Below are 14,422 nucleotides of genomic sequence, written 5' to 3'. Positions count from 1 at the left end.
TTGCTCAATTTTTGTTCTCTTGTAAACTTTTGATTGCTCTCATTGTTGACAGTTTAGCGTTTCTCTTTAGACTATCCAAGCAAAGTCTTATCAGAATAAAAAAGGATTACACGTGGAAGTTCGTCATAACTGGACGGTGGCAGAAGTGAATGCATTACTTGATAAGCCATTCATGGATTTGCTGTTTGAAGCGCAGCAGGTACACCGTCAACATCAACTGCATAACTATGTTCAGGTCAGCACATTACTCTCAATCAAGACGGGTGCCTGTCCGGAAGATTGTAAGTATTGCCCTCAAAGTGCCCACTACCGGACCGATGTAGAAAAAGAGCGTCTGATGGAAGTTGAGCAGGTGCTGGATGCGGCTAAAAGAGCGAAATCATCGGGTTCAACCCGCTTTTGTATGGGCGCTGCCTGGAAGAATCCGAAAGCCAGGGATATGCCCTATCTGAAACAGATGATTTCCGGTGTGAAAGATATGGGGCTGGAAACCTGTATGACACTGGGGATGTTAACCCCTGAACAAGCCAAAGAGTTAGCGAATGCAGGGCTGGATTATTATAACCACAACCTGGATACCTCACCTGAGTTTTACGGCAATATCATTACGACGCGGACATATCAGGATCGTCTGGATACTTTGTCGCATGTACGTGACGCCGGGATGAAAATCTGCTCAGGCGGAATTATTGGCATGGGTGAAAGTGTCAATGATCGGGCCGGTTTATTTGTGGAGCTGGCTAACTTGCCCGTGCATCCGGAAAGTGTGCCAATCAATATGCTGGTTAAAGTAAAAGGGACGCCACTGGAAGAAGTGGACGATGTTGAACCATTTGACTTTATTCGTTTAATTGCTGTTGCCCGGATTATGATGCCACAATCGGCAGTCCGGCTTTCTGCCGGCAGGGAGCAGATGAATGAGCAGATGCAGGCTTTATGTTTTATGGCCGGAGCAAACTCAATTTTTTATGGTTGTAAACTGCTGACCACGCCAAACCCTGCTGAAGACTCCGATATGATGTTATTCCGGAAACTGGGAATCAACAGCCAGGCTGTCGTGCAAAAACCTGATGAGATTCAGGAAAATGAGCTGATGGAACGGGTGGTTGAGCGGGTTGCAGCACGTCCTTCTGAAGACGATTTATTCTACGAAGCCAGCGTTTAGGCTGCCTTGTCAATGATGACCCTACTTGAAAAGCGAATCACGGCGGCATTGAGTCAGCGGGAAGAAAATGGTCTGGCCCGCAAGATGATTCCGTTTGAACGAAAACAGGGTGATATGCTGGTTCATCATGGACAGTCGTATCTGAATTTTTCTTCGAATGATTATCTGGGACTGGCAACGGACCCGTCTCTGGTTTCGGCCTGGCAGGATGGTTTATCCCGCTATGGCTGCGGGAGTGCAGCATCGCCGTTGGTGACCGGCTTTCATCAGGCGCACCGGTCTTTAGAAGCTCAGCTTTGTGAGTGGCTGGGCTATGAGCGGGCGATTCTGTTTTCATCCGGTTTTAGTGCTAATCAGGCGGTAATTTTCTCTTTATTGAAGAAAGATGATTTATTGTTACAAGATCGCTTGAATCATGCTTCTTTGATGGAAGCGGGCGCATTGAGTCCGGCGAGAATGAAGCGCTTTCGTCATAATGATATGACGCATCTTGAACAGCTGATTTCGCCGGATGAAGCCTGTCTGGTTGTGACAGAAGGTGTCTTCAGTATGGATGGCGACCACGCACCACTGAAGGATATCCGGAGACTGACCGCTGAGCGGGCACTGATGATGGTTGATGATGCACACGGGATCGGCATCGCCGGACCTGATGGCACCGGAAGCTGTGCAGCAAGCGGCGTGAAAGCGGAGCTGTTATTGGTGACGTTTGGCAAAGCATTCGGTCTTTCGGGCGCTGCTCTGTTATGTGATCAGGCGACCGGGGATTACCTGATGCAGTTTGCCCGACATCATGTTTATTCTACAGCGATACCACCGTCTCAGGCACATGCGCTGAGTCATGCACTACAGATGATTCAGACGCAGCACTGGCGCAGGGAAAAACTGCAGCATCTCCAGCAGTGTTATGACGACGCTTTTTCATCTTTTGCCGGATATGTAAGCACACCGACTCCTGTGAAGCCTTTGATTATTGGTGATATTGAGTCTTTGCAAACGACGTCTGAGATGCTGAAAAGTAAAGGCTTCTGGGTCGGGGCTATTCGTCCGCCGACGGTGCCGGAAGGAACCGCGAGACTGAGAATGACATTAACCGCAAATCATACAGAGATGCAGATTCATCAGTTGGCATCCGCATTGAAAGAATCAATTGAGGTTTGTTTTGATAGATAGTAGTGATCTTTTATTTCCGGAACCCGCGGCTTCTCAGCGAAAACAGGCCATTGCCCATGCATTCAGCCGTGCAGCTCATCATTATGATCAGCATGCGGCTTTCCAGCGTGATACCGGCAATATCTTACTGGCCAAACTGCCGTCAGATCTTCATGGCGCAGTGGTTCTGGACGTCGGATGTGGAACCGGCTATTTTTCAGAACAACTGAAAGCGCGTGGTGCGCAAGTCATTTGTATCGATCTTTCGTCATCGATGCTGGATATGGCCAGAGAGCGGTGTGGTGAAACAAATATGCGCTATCAGCTGTGTGATGCTGAGGCACTTTGCCTTCCGGATAATAGTGTGGATTTCGTTTTTTCTAATCTGGCGCTACAGTGGTGTCAGTTCTTATCTGTTCCTTTGAGTGAAATAAAAAGAGTATTGAAACCAGGCGGGCAGGGTGTGTTTTCCACATTAGCTCAAGGGTCTTTGGATGAGCTGCGCCAGGCGTGGCAAGCGATTGATTCCGGGCAACACGTCAATCACTTTATCTCTTTGAATCAAATAAAAATTGCGTTAGCGCAAGCTGAATGTGATCAATATCAGATAGACTTACGCCCAATCAGACTTTGGTATCACTCTGCGCTGGCACTGATGAAAGATTTAAAAGGAATCGGGGCAACGCATGTAGATGAAAGACGTACCGGGGGTGTGAGTCGCCGGGTTTTAATGCAACTTGAATCTGCATACCAAAAGTTTTCGAATCAAGAAGGTTTTCTTCCTGCTACTTATCAGGTTTGTTTTGGAGCTATTCATCGATGATAGATGCATTATTTATCGCTGGTACTGATACGGATGTCGGTAAAACGGTCGCATCAAAAGCGATTTTACAGGCTATGGCAGCCAGGGAAATAAAAACGATTGGGTTTAAGCCGATTGCTGCCGGCTGTGAGAAAACAGAGCATGGCTTTCGTAACTCTGATGCGTTGCATTTGATGAATGTGGCGACTTGTGAGACAAGTTATGCTGATATTAACCCCTATGCGCTCGAATTGCCGACATCGCCACATATCGCCGCAAACTATGAAAATACTGAGATAGATTTTAATGTCCTGAGCGGGAAGTTATCCCAACACAAGCAGCAGGCTGATTTTGTTCTGGTTGAGGGTGCTGGCGGCTGGCGGGTGCCGGTCTCGGATCATGATTATCTGTCCAGCTGGGTCAAACAGGAAAATCTACCGGTTATACTGGTGGTCGGGATTACATTGGGATGTTTGAATCATGCGATTCTTACCGCAGAAAGTATCCGGGCCGATGGTCTGAATCTTGCGGGTTGGGTGGCTAACCGGATCAATCCGGGTACTGTTCATTACGCAGAACTTATTTCTAAACTGGAAAATACGCTGGACGCACCTAAATTAGGTGAAATACCCTATGTGCCCAGTGCAAAGCGTAAAGAGCTTGGCCGGTATATCAATCTTGAGCCATTATTGCGGGATTCATCTGACTGAGTTTCTATACTGCATTGAAATAGTCATTGAACGAATAAAGGGGCTGAATCAGCCCCTTTTTCTTTGCCCCGAAAGATAGCATCAATGTCAGATGTTGTTCTTTGCCTGTTGCCTGAATCAGAAATTTCTCAGGACATCAATGAAGAAGCCTGATAAGGAAATTTTGATTGTGTTGTACCTGATGGTGTTTCTGTTGTGGGTTGCTGAGTCAGGCCCAGCTGTTGTTTGGCTTCCTCTTCGGAAAGCCCGAGATGACAACGTAGCATGTCGATAGCCATTTGATAATTGTTAGATTCCATGAGTTTATCCTTATTTATTCTGTTCTGTGCAAAACATCTGCTCAGTAAAGTTAGACGCTTTTTCTTCACTATACAATGGACATACGACTAAAGTTGAATAGTCTTTTTTCATTGTCATTACACATTTGCAACCTGCTAAGCATCCCTTTTCCACATTCAATTCTGGATTAATATTGCCCGGTATCATGCGCCTGACTGACATGAAATGTTGCAATTTGTTTCTTCACCTTGTTTTTTTTATGAATGACTATATGAATAAGATAGTTAAGATGAATATCAATTATCATCTTCGTTTCTGTTAGGAGAAAGGTTATGAAACGCATTCTGTTATTTCTGGCAACCAACCTTGCCGTAATTCTGGTGCTGAGTGTTGTACTGAATATTGTCTATGCTGTAACGGGAATTCGCCCCGGCAGTTTATCAGGGCTGCTGGTTCTGGCCGCTGTTTTTGGCTTTGGTGGCTCATTTATCTCTTTGCTGTTATCTAAAAAAATTGCATTAAGTTCAGTGGGTGGGGTCGTCATTGATAATCCCAGAAATGAGACTGAACACTGGCTGATTGAGACCGTTCGACGCCAGGCAAAGCAGGTGAACGTTGGTATGCCAACGGTCGCGATTTATGATTCACCGGATATCAATGCTTTTGCGACAGGCGCCAAACGTAACGATTCTCTTGTTGCCGTCTCAACCGGATTGTTACATAACATGACAAGAGATGAAGCGGAGGCTGTACTGGCGCATGAGATGAGTCATATTGCCAATGGTGACATGGTGACGATGACTTTGTTGCAGGGCGTCGTGAATACATTTGTGATTTTCCTTGCCCGCGTTGTGGCCGGATTGGTGGCTTCGCGCGATTCCGATGAAGGTGAAAGCCAAAATCCGATGGTTTACTTTATGGTTTCCATGGTTCTTGAAATTGTCTTCGGGATTCTGGCGAGCCTGATTACGATGTGGTATAGCCGTCACCGGGAGTTTCATGCCGATGCAGGTGCAGCGAAACTGGTTGGTAAAGGGAAGATGATTGCAGCGCTGGAGCGTTTGAAAATGAGCCATGAGCCACAGCTGGAAGGTTCTATGATGGCTTTTGGGATCAATGGTAAACGTTCTCTGACGGAATTAATGATGAGTCACCCGCCATTGGATAAGCGGATTCAGGCACTGCGTCAGTTGTAATCAGGCTGTTTTCCCTGCAACAGAAAAGGCTTCCCGCAGGAAGCCTTTTTATATCAATCTGAAAATAAACAGATCAGAAAATGACTTAGAAGGGTATGAGTCGGTTCTGATTAAGTTTACAGCTTATCTGTCAGTTCAATCGCCTGACCAATATAGCTGGCGGGAGTCATTTGCTTCAAACGTGTTTTCTCCGCTTCAGGAATCGCAAGGTTGTCAATAAATGCGCGCATTGCGTTCCCGTCAACCCGTTTCCCACGGGTGAGTTCTTTCAGCTTCTCATACGGCTTTTCAATACCGTAACGACGCATGACCGTTTGGACCGGTTCCGCCAGAACTTCCCAGTTTTGATCCAGCTCAGCCAGTAATGCATCTCTGTTTACTTCAAGTTTACTGATACCTTTCAACGTTGAAGTATATGCAATTACAGCATAACCCACACCGACACCAAGATTGCGTAAAACCGTTGAATCAGTCAGATCACGTTGCCAGCGGGAAACCGGCAGTTTTTGTGAAAGATGAGTAAAAATGGCATTTGCAAGGCCAAGGTTACCTTCTGAGTTTTCGAAATCAATGGGATTCACTTTATGCGGCATTGTTGAAGAACCAATTTCGCCGGCAATCGTTTTTTGCTTAAAGTGACCCAGAGCAATATAACCCCAGATATCCCGGTCAAAATCTAACAGGATCGTGTTAAACCGGGAAATGGCATCAAACAACTCGGCAATATAATCATGTGGTTCAATTTGAGTTGTATATGGATTCCAGGTCACGCCAAGAGATTCAGTAATGAAAGATTCACTAAATTGGTGCCAGTCAATTTCAGGATATGCAGACAAATGTGCATTGTAGTTGCCAACAGCCCCGTTAATTTTCGCCAGAATTTCAACCTGCGAAATTTGCTGATATTGGCGTTCCATACGATAAGCTACATTCGCCATTTCTTTGCCCATTGTACTTGGGGAAGCTGGCTGACCATGTGTACGGGAAAGCAGTGGAATATCACGATATTCGACGGCTAATGAACGAATCGCGTCAATAATCCGGCGAATTTCCGGAAGAATGACAGTGTCGCGTGCATCTTTCAGCATTAAAGCGTGGGATGTATTGTTGATATCTTCAGAAGTGCAGGCAAAGTGAATGAATTCATTCACAGCGTTTAATTCAGGATGTGATGCTACTTTCTCTTTCAGAAAATACTCAACCGCTTTAACATCATGATTGGTTGTTTTTTCGATTTCTTTAATTCGCGCTGCATCGGATTCATTAAAGTTTGCCGCGATATGGTCCAAAATATCATGGGCTTCCTGACTGAAGGCAGGGACTTCCTGAATACCGGATGTTTCAGATAGCTTCTGTAACCAGCGGATTTCAACGATAGTACGGTACTTAAGGAGTCCATACTCACTAAAGATATTGCGTAACGCAATCGTTTTACTTCCATAACGGCCATCTACCGGTGAAACAGCAGTCAGTGCTGACAGTTCCATTTTATATCTCCTGAATTGAGTTGATACCTGAGTGAATTAATTTCGCCTGATGTCGTTGTCAGATACGGGCTAATAGAATGTTTGCCTGTTCAACCATTTTTTTTCGGCCAATGATTAAATGGCGACGTTTTCCGCCAACCTGACGCCATAGTACAGTGCTGCGGATACCTGAGAGAAGCAGAGCACGGACTTTATGCTGGTTAGCTGTTTGCTGTAATACGGATGGGGTGCCAGTTACCTGAATTCTGGGGCCGATAGGGCTGATAACATCAAGATAAATACTGGCAATATTGCTGATCATTTGCTCATCGAAAAGGTCGAAGTGTGCCGTCTGGCGCTCAAGCATATCGAGACGGTCACTGAGTTGAGACATGGCATCGCGACGGGCATTTAATTTTCTTTCCAGAGCCATCAGGCCGATAACATATCGGGTGATTTCATTGCCTGATGAACTGCTGTCGAGCCCGCTGACCAGACAGTTTAAACCTGCTTTCAGATTCGATTCCCTGCCGAAAACGTCAAGTGTGCTTGACGGATTCATATTTAAAATGGCCCGAATTGAAGTTTCAAAGGCGTTTTCTTCACAGTGACCGTTTTTCGCAACCTGTTGTACCAGATAAGCTGCCTGACATAAGCCGGCAAATGCGATGGTCCGATCATAAATTGTGTTCGCCACGTAAAACTCCTCAGTAATTATTTTTTAAATGGAATTCTTGATTCGATAATACCACCACCAAGGCATACATCTCCATCATAAAAAACAGCAGACTGACCCGGTGTAACGGCAATTTGGGGTTCATCAAAGATAACTTTGATACGCGGTGTGCCTTCTTCCGAAGTCTTTGCACCAACGGGAATGATAGTACAGGGAATATCTTCCTGACGATAGCGGGTTTTAACCGTGCATTGTTTAGGCTCGATGACCGGATGACGATCTACCCAGTGCAATTGTGTTGCGATCAGCCCTTCAGATTTCAGCAATGGATGGTCGGCGCCCTGAACGGCAATTAAAACATTGCGTTGCAAATCTTTTTCAGCGACATACCAGGGCTGTTCATGACCACCGCCACCTTTTTGTCCACCAATGTGCAAGCCTTTCCGCTGTCCAAGCGTATGATACATCAGGCCCTGATGTTCGCCGATGACTTGTCCTTCCGGTGTTTCAATTTTACCTGGTTGTGCCGGAAGATAGCGCGACAGAAATTCAGTAAACTTACGTTCGCCAATGAAACAGATGCCGGTTGAATCTTTTTTCTTCGCTGTGATTAAACCTTGTTCCTCAGCAATTTTGCGAACCTCAGGTTTTTCCAGTTCTCCAACCGGAAAAAGACTGCGTTTTATTTGTTCATGGCTCAGAGTGTATAAAAAATAACTCTGGTCTTTATTTTTATCCCGCCCGCGAAGCATCTGAGGCTGCGATGTCTGGTCATCTGAAAAGGTACGGCGGACGTAATGTCCCATGGCAATATAATCTGCTTCAAGGACCTCATCGGCAAACTCAAGAAATGCTTTGAATTTAATTTCTTTATTACAGAGTATATCCGGATTTGGTGTTCTGCCGGCTTTATATTCACTGAGAAAATGTTCGAAGACATTGTCCCAGTATTCAGCAGCAAAATTAATCGTATGTAAATGAATCCCGAGCTTGTCACAAACCGCTTGTGCGTCTGCTAAATCTTCAGCAGCTGTACAGTATTCTTCTCCGTCATCTTCTTCCCAGTTTTTCATAAATAAGCCTTCCACAAGATAACCCTGTTGTTGAAGAAGATAGGCTGAGACAGATGAATCGACGCCACCAGACATGCCGACGATGACTCTTTTTTGTGCATTTGTTTTCATATTTTCTGACATGAGACCGACACCACATACATAAATAAGCGAGCAATTCTATCAGAAAGATTTATGTGGTGACAGAGCCAGCAAATAAATCTCAGGTAAGCGCTTTTTCTGCACACCAGGATGTATTTGCATGTGATATTTTTTGTGCATCAAAGAGGATAAAATAAATAATAAATTAAGACGTTGCGAATAATTTTTGTATATGTGATCATAGAAATAAATAAAAAATGTATAAATTTGTAACGATGGTGTATGTTTTTAAGACGATGATGTCAAAATTTGAACGTCAGTGTTTGATTCATATGATAAATTAATGTCGGTGTCATGTAATAAAAATCCGGCTAAATGTGATGAGCGTTGTTATTGAATCAAAGATATATAATGACGCACAATAGATACATGTTTCATATGCTATAGTAAACAGTTAATCTATATTCAATATGTTTAGAAATTTTCTGCCCCGATAATATATGAATAGATTGCTGACAATAACGCAGAGCGTTAGAATTGCTTTCTTACTGTAATTTACTCACTTCGTTTTTATATATGAAATTTCCCGGCCAGCGTAAGTCAAAACACTATTTTCCTGTTGATAATCGAGATCCGCTTATATCTCAGACCTTGAATATAAAAAAATTCCCACGTCCCCATGTCATTGGGATTGATCAAATTCTTGTTGATATAGAAGCAAAAATTGATGAAGACCTGATTCGTCGTCATCAGTTAAGTATTGGTCATTCACTCGTCCTTGATGATCAGTCGGCAGAATGCTTGTATAAAGAATTAGTCGATCAACAATTGATTACAAATGAATTTGCCGGTGGCACTGTAGGGAATACATTGCATAATTATTCTGTTCTAGCTGATGATTGTTCAACTTTATTAGGGGTTATGTGCAACAATATTGAGATAGGCAGCTATGGCTACCGATATTTATGTAATACGTCAAGCCGGGTCAATTTAAATTATTTACAAGGTGTAAATGGGCCGATAGGCCGGTGTTTTACATTAATTAATGAAGCGGGTGAGCGTACCTTTGCGATTAGTGAAGGTTATATGAACCAGCTGATTCCGGAGAGTATTCCCGAGGCGATATTTAAAAATGCTTCCGCATTAGTTTTGTCCGCATACTTAATTCGTTGTAAACCGGGTGACCCGATGCCGGAGGCAACAAACAGGGCGATTGAATATGCTAAAAAGTATCAGGTTCCGGTGGTTTTAACTTTAGGAACGAAACAAATTCTGGAAAGTGACCCTGTATTCTGGCAGGAATTTTTAAAGCAACATATTACAGTCGTGGCGATGAATGAAGAAGAAGGTTATGCTCTGACTGGTGAAGAAAACCCTCTGGTTGCTGCGGATAAAGCGCTGGAATGGGTTGATTTGGTGCTTTGTACTGCTGGCCCGCTTGGGTTATTTATGGCTGGCTATACAGAAGAGAAAGCGAAAAGAGTCACTTCATTGCCTTTGTTACCGGGTGAAATTGCTGAATTTAATCGTTATGAATTTAGCAGGCCAATGAAAAAGAGTCAGTGTGAAGAGCCTATAAAAGTCTATTCACATATTGCACCTTATATGGGTGGTCCGGAAGTGATTAAAAATACAAATGGTGCCGGAGATGCAGCTTTATCCGCTTTATTACATGATATGGCAGCGAATAAATACCATAAAAATAACGTTCCCAATTCCAGTAAACATCAGCTGGATTTCATTACGTATTCTTCTTTTTCTCAGGTCTGCAAATATGCAAACCGGGTAAGTTATGAAGTGTTAGCACAAAATTCGCCCAGATTATCGAGAGGGCTTCCGGAAAAAGAAGATAGCCTGGAAGAGGCTTACTGGGAAAGATAATTGTAAAAAGAGAATAAAAAAAGGCTCCAATCATGGAGCCTTTTTTATTATCAAAATGAAGAATTAGATGGAAAAGTCATCAAGAGACTTACCTTCATCCAACGCTTTTTGAATTACTGATGGTGTACGACCCTGACCAGTCCAGGTCTTTTCGTTGCCAGCTTCATCAATATATTTATATTTAGCAGGACGTGGTGCACGTTTACTTTTGGTTTTGCCTTCTGATGAAAGTGCAGATATTAGCGCACTCACATCAATACCGTCTTTCGCTATTTGTTCAGCAATTGCCGCCAGTTTTTCTTCCTGAGCCGCTTTTTCTGCCTGTTCTTGCTCTTCAATTTCTCTTCGCTCTTCAACAACCGAAGTGAATTTTTCTAAAGCTTCTTCAAGTTGTTGAAGTGTTAAATCACGTGCATAAGCACGTAAACTACGAATATTTAGTAAAGTTTTTGTGATTTCCGACATTACTAATTCCTATTGATTAAATTTTAATTTCACAATATGTACTGTAATAATAAACCCAGATATTTATTCTTACAATAATTGTTCTTCAATTCTGTGTAAAAATTTTATGCGTAAATAAATGTAAATTTTATTTTTGTTAGTAATAAAGAACTTTACGTATATGTTCGATATGAATCTAATTTGTTAATTTGAATTGTAGCTCAAAATACACGATATAGTGCAAGTTAATTAGTATAACCATTAACGTTTAATAGAGATATATCCCAATAGAGACAAATCGATTGCAAATGCTATCTATACTTGTACAATAGCCGCCTTATTATTCGGTCATTAACAGATACTATTGAGTCTTGTCTGATTGGTAGTCATTTGTTCTGGCCCGTTGTAGAGGCGCGATTAAAATGAGTAAACACATTTAGGGTGATTCCTTTGAGATGTGGTGAAAGGTTTTTTCGCCGAAGTGGGTGTGTATATCAAAACACATTTGCTGGGGTTGTTTCCAAATAGGAACAACACTGCCATAGTCAGTTTAATTTTATAACTATGGAGCGCTACTGTAAGGTCTGGGTGAATTGACTCTTCACTTAGCTCATTTCAAATTACGATGTAAAGTAATTTAATTTCAATGCAGTAGATCTCTTACCATATATATAATTGGTTAAAGATCATGATATTAACAGATTTCTCTTCCTCGCCATTGTCCCTTTTACCTCCCGTTGTGGCTTTGGGGCTTGCAATTTTTACCCATCGTGTTTTGTTGTCTTTAGGGATCGGAATTATATTAGGTACATTATTACTTTCCGATTATTCAGTAATCAGCTCAATCACTTACCTGTTTGATAAAGTTTCTGGTCTGGTGATTGAAGATGGCGGAATTAACTCGTGGAATATGAGTATTATTGCCTTTCTTATTTTGCTGGGAATGATGACTGCGATGTTGTCTCTTTCCGGAGGAACCCGGGCTTTTGCCGTCTGGGCCCAGGGGAAAGTAAAAGGGAAGAGAGGTTCACAATTACTTGCAGCCCTTCTGGGTGTATTTATTTTTGTGGATGATTACTTTAACAGCCTTGCGGTTGGCTCGATTGCCCGGCCAGTGACTGATCGGGCTGGTGTTTCAAGAGCCAAACTTGCTTATATTCTGGATTCAACTGCTGCACCGATGTGTATTATTATGCCGGCTTCAAGCTGGGGTGCTTATATTATGACAATCATCAGTGGTATTTTGGTGTCTCATGGCATGACAGAATACACACCGTTGGGGGCATATATGCAGTTGGTGCCGATGAATTTCTATGCCATGTTTGCTTTGCTGATGGTTTTTGTCATGATTTGGTTGCAATTAGATATTGGTCCGATGAGACGTCATGAGCAAAACAGCGGTTATTCTGCTGAATCTGACGGGCAAATGACAGATTTAAAAGATGAACTGGATATTCCTGAAAGTGATAAAGGTAAAGTCAGTGATTTAATTGTGCCTATTCTGGCCCTGATTGCGGCGACTATTTTCGCGATGATGTGGACAGGATGGCAATCACTTGTTTCAGATAATCTCGCTTTTACTGTCTTGGGCGCTTTTGAAAATACCGATGTTGGTATGTCACTTGTGTATGGCGGAAGCTTTGGATTATTGGTCTCACTTATTCGTGTCGTGAGCAAAGGGATGCCATGGAGTGATATTTCCAGAACATTATGGATTGGTGCGAAGTCAATGTTCGGTGCCATATTAGTCCTGTTTTTTGCATGGACAATTGGTGCAATTATTAAAGACATGAAAACCGGCGCTTATTTATCCTCACTGGTTCAGGGGAATATACCGGTCACTTTATTACCTGTAATTTTGTTTGTTTTGTCTGGCTGTATGGCATTTGCAACCGGAACTTCATGGGGTACATTCGGTATTATGTTACCTATCGCGGGTGATATTGCAGGGGCTTCTGATATTTCTTTAATGCTGCCGATGCTCGGCGCTGTTCTGGCTGGTTCAGTCTTTGGTGATCACTGCTCACCAATTTCAGATACAACGATATTATCATCGACTGGTGCGCGGTGCCGCCATATTGATCATGTGTCGACTCAGTTACCTTATGCTTTACTGGTTGCCGGTGTTTCATTAATCGGTTACGTTGTTTTAGGGTTGACGGATTCGCTGGGCGTCTCTTTTCTGGCAAGCTCACTGGCTTTTTCTGTGATGTGTTTTATTTTATATATCCGTAAAAGAACAACAGCATAATGGCCAATCAAATCTCACTGAACACTGCACCTTCAGGTAGTTTGGGTATATAAAACAAATTAAGACTTGAAAAATATTTCTGGCTTGTATACTGTGAATGCAGTTCTTCAGATAAACTGAAATCAAAGAGATAAAACCTGTATGCGCAATTTGGCAATGAACATCCATCACCATCATCACCCTTGAAGGTCTTTCGGGGCGGTGGCGCATACCCGGGAGACAAGATTCTCCCGGTGGTTAAGCAAGTTTAGAAACCCTCGGGATTAGCTCCCGGGGGTTTTTTTATTCTATCCACAAAAATTAATGCTTAACTAAAAAGAATGACAGAAAAGGAATCACAACATGCAATCACAACAACGCTTGCGAATCGCTATCCAGAAAAAAGGCCGACTCAGCAAAGAGTGTATGAATCTGCTGAAAAAGTGTGGCGTTAAATTTACGATTATGGGAGAGCGCCTGGTTGTTCACTCACTGAATATGCCCATCGATTTATTGCTTGTTCGTGATGATGACATTCCGGGCTTAATTATGGATGGCGTGGTCGATTTAGGTTTCATTGGGGAAAATGAACTGGAAGAAGTTCGCCTGGATCGTAAGGCCCGTAATGAGCCAAATGAGTTTGTCACATTGCGACGGCTTGATTTTGGAGGATGCCGTCTCTCTGTCGCTGTCGATAAAGATGTCACCTATAACGGGCCTCAGGATTTGAGCGGGATGCGAATTGCAACCACTTATCCACATCTGTTGAAGGCGTATATGGACAGACAGGAAATTCCTTTCTCAACCTGTATGCTGACAGGTTCCGTTGAAGTTGCACCGAGGGCCGGACTGGCTGATGCCATTGCTGATCTGGTTTCAACCGGTGCGACCCTTGAGGCAAATGGTCTGAAAGAAGTCGAAGTCATTTTTGAGTCGAAAGCCACACTGATCCAGCGGGCAGGTGAGTTTGATTCGGAAAAAAGCGCACTGATTGAAAAATTGCTGACCCGGATGCATGGCGTACAACAGGCAAAAGAGTCGAAATATATCATGCTGCATGCACCGGTTGGTCAGCTGGCTGAAATTAAAGCATTACTGCCTGGTGCAGAAGACCCGACCGTATTGCCACTTTCTGCTGATCAATCCAAAGTTGCCGTACACCTTGTGAGCTCTGAAAATCTCTTCTGGGAAACAATGGAACAGTTAAAAGCACTGGGTGCAAGTTCAATTCTGGTCCTTCCAATTGAAAAAATGATGGAGTAATTGC

13 protein-coding genes, 1 riboswitch and 1 other annotated feature are annotated in these 14,422 nt (G+C 43.2%); of the genes, 8 read left to right on the top strand and 5 right to left on the bottom strand.

Translation table 11 applies throughout. The annotated features are described in order from the left end of the window. Positions 1–112 precede the first annotated feature (112 nt). Genes bioB through bioD form a run of 4 tightly spaced genes read left to right on the top strand, consistent with a single transcriptional unit; the run spans position 113 to position 3,829 of the window. Positions 113–1,165 carry a biotin synthase BioB gene (gene bioB, locus OCV29_RS09700; RefSeq protein ID WP_073606071.1) on the top strand — a complete coding sequence of 351 codons (1,053 nt, stop codon included), beginning with the start codon at positions 113–115 and terminating at the stop codon, positions 1,163–1,165. A gap of 15 nt (positions 1,166–1,180) precedes the next feature. Continuing rightward, a complete protein-coding gene (bioF, locus tag OCV29_RS09695; protein WP_073606077.1) occupies positions 1,181–2,338 on the top strand; it encodes an 8-amino-7-oxononanoate synthase in 1,158 nt (385 codons plus the stop codon). Beyond that, on the top strand, positions 2,331–3,140 hold the full coding sequence (bioC, locus tag OCV29_RS09690) for a malonyl-ACP O-methyltransferase BioC (protein WP_139281716.1): 810 nt from the start codon (positions 2,331–2,333) through the stop codon (positions 3,138–3,140). Before bioF ends, bioC begins: the two co-directional genes overlap by 8 nt. Next, a complete protein-coding gene (bioD, locus tag OCV29_RS09685; RefSeq protein ID WP_084193516.1) occupies positions 3,137–3,829 on the top strand; it encodes a dethiobiotin synthase in 693 nt (230 codons plus the stop codon). Before bioC ends, bioD begins: the two co-directional genes overlap by 4 nt. A 128-nt stretch (positions 3,830–3,957) precedes the next feature. Here bioD and OCV29_RS09680 read toward each other — a convergent pair whose 3' ends face one another. Then, positions 3,958–4,128 (bottom strand): hypothetical protein, encoded by a 171-nt coding sequence (locus tag OCV29_RS09680; RefSeq protein ID WP_175561610.1) that lies wholly within the window; start codon positions 4,126–4,128, stop codon positions 3,958–3,960. 312 nt (positions 4,129–4,440) lie between these two features. On the opposite strand from OCV29_RS09680, the gene htpX reads away from it, so the two are divergent. Continuing rightward, the gene (gene htpX, locus OCV29_RS09675; RefSeq protein WP_073606068.1) at positions 4,441–5,304 is read left to right on the top strand and encodes a protease HtpX; all 864 of its coding nucleotides are present in this window, start codon (positions 4,441–4,443) and stop codon (positions 5,302–5,304) included. Positions 5,305–5,420: 116 nt separating this feature from the next. On the opposite strand, the gene purB is transcribed toward htpX, so the two are convergent. The 3 genes from purB to mnmA are packed head-to-tail and all read right to left on the bottom strand — an operon-like array spanning position 5,421 to position 8,630. Next, positions 5,421–6,791, bottom strand: coding sequence for an adenylosuccinate lyase (gene purB, locus OCV29_RS09670; RefSeq protein ID WP_073606067.1), 1,371 nt, complete (start codon positions 6,789–6,791; stop codon positions 5,421–5,423). Between the two features lie 58 nt (positions 6,792–6,849). Next, the gene (gene hflD / locus OCV29_RS09665; protein ID WP_073606066.1) at positions 6,850–7,467 is read right to left on the bottom strand and encodes a high frequency lysogenization protein HflD; all 618 of its coding nucleotides are present in this window, start codon (positions 7,465–7,467) and stop codon (positions 6,850–6,852) included. A 17-nt stretch (positions 7,468–7,484) separates the two neighbouring features. Further along, positions 7,485–8,630: a tRNA 2-thiouridine(34) synthase MnmA gene (mnmA, locus tag OCV29_RS09660; protein WP_139281715.1), complete on the bottom strand. Its 1,146-nt coding sequence runs from the start codon at positions 8,628–8,630 to the stop codon at positions 7,485–7,487. A 546-nt stretch (positions 8,631–9,176) separates the two neighbouring features. Here mnmA and OCV29_RS09655 point away from each other — a divergent pair. Beyond that, positions 9,177–10,481 carry an inosine/guanosine kinase gene (locus OCV29_RS09655; protein ID WP_073606064.1) on the top strand — a complete coding sequence of 435 codons (1,305 nt, stop codon included), beginning with the start codon at positions 9,177–9,179 and terminating at the stop codon, positions 10,479–10,481. Positions 10,482–10,544: 63 nt separating this feature from the next. Here OCV29_RS09655 and OCV29_RS09650 read toward each other — a convergent pair whose 3' ends face one another. Beyond that, complete coding sequence (locus OCV29_RS09650) at positions 10,545–10,946, bottom strand: H-NS histone family protein (protein WP_073606063.1); 402 nt, start codon at positions 10,944–10,946, stop codon at positions 10,545–10,547. A 377-nt stretch (positions 10,947–11,323) separates the two neighbouring features. Next, positions 11,324–11,508, top strand: a riboswitch (Lysine riboswitch). A 105-nt stretch (positions 11,509–11,613) separates the two neighbouring features. Between OCV29_RS09650 and OCV29_RS09645 the strand changes: the two genes are divergently transcribed. After that, positions 11,614–13,176 (top strand): Na+/H+ antiporter NhaC family protein, encoded by a 1,563-nt coding sequence (locus OCV29_RS09645; protein WP_073606062.1) that lies wholly within the window; start codon positions 11,614–11,616, stop codon positions 13,174–13,176. Between the two features lie 164 nt (positions 13,177–13,340). Continuing rightward, positions 13,341–13,462 (top strand) — a sequence feature (His leader region). A 56-nt stretch (positions 13,463–13,518) separates the two neighbouring features. Further along, positions 13,519–14,418: an ATP phosphoribosyltransferase gene (hisG, locus tag OCV29_RS09640; protein WP_073606061.1), complete on the top strand. Its 900-nt coding sequence runs from the start codon at positions 13,519–13,521 to the stop codon at positions 14,416–14,418. Positions 14,419–14,422 lie beyond the last annotated feature (4 nt).

The sequence above is a fragment of the Vibrio aerogenes genome (genome assembly GCF_024346755.1).
Taxonomy (GTDB): Bacteria; Pseudomonadota; Gammaproteobacteria; order Enterobacterales; family Vibrionaceae; genus Vibrio; species Vibrio aerogenes.
The sequence above is the reverse complement of the archived record's forward strand: the minus strand, read 5'-3'. Positions and strand labels throughout refer to the sequence as shown.

Bases quoted from the DNA above. Each gene is read 5' to 3' on its own strand.
- hisG (WP_073606061.1), top strand. From the start codon at position 13,519: ATGCAATCACAACAACGCTTGCGAATCGCTATCCAGAAAAAAGGCCGA.
- OCV29_RS09680 (WP_175561610.1), bottom strand. From the start codon at position 4,128: ATGGAATCTAACAATTATCAAATGGCTATCGACATGCTACGTTGTCAT.
- bioF (WP_073606077.1), top strand. From the start codon at position 1,181: ATGACCCTACTTGAAAAGCGAATCACGGCGGCATTGAGTCAGCGGGAA.
- htpX (WP_073606068.1), top strand. From the start codon at position 4,441: ATGAAACGCATTCTGTTATTTCTGGCAACCAACCTTGCCGTAATTCTG.
- purB (WP_073606067.1), bottom strand. From the start codon at position 6,791: ATGGAACTGTCAGCACTGACTGCTGTTTCACCGGTAGATGGCCGTTAT.
- OCV29_RS09650 (WP_073606063.1), bottom strand. From the start codon at position 10,946: ATGTCGGAAATCACAAAAACTTTACTAAATATTCGTAGTTTACGTGCT.
- bioD (WP_084193516.1), top strand. From the start codon at position 3,137: ATGATAGATGCATTATTTATCGCTGGTACTGATACGGATGTCGGTAAA.
- OCV29_RS09655 (WP_073606064.1), top strand. From the start codon at position 9,177: ATGAAATTTCCCGGCCAGCGTAAGTCAAAACACTATTTTCCTGTTGAT.
- mnmA (WP_139281715.1), bottom strand. From the start codon at position 8,630: ATGAAAACAAATGCACAAAAAAGAGTCATCGTCGGCATGTCTGGTGGC.
- OCV29_RS09645 (WP_073606062.1), top strand. From the start codon at position 11,614: ATGATATTAACAGATTTCTCTTCCTCGCCATTGTCCCTTTTACCTCCC.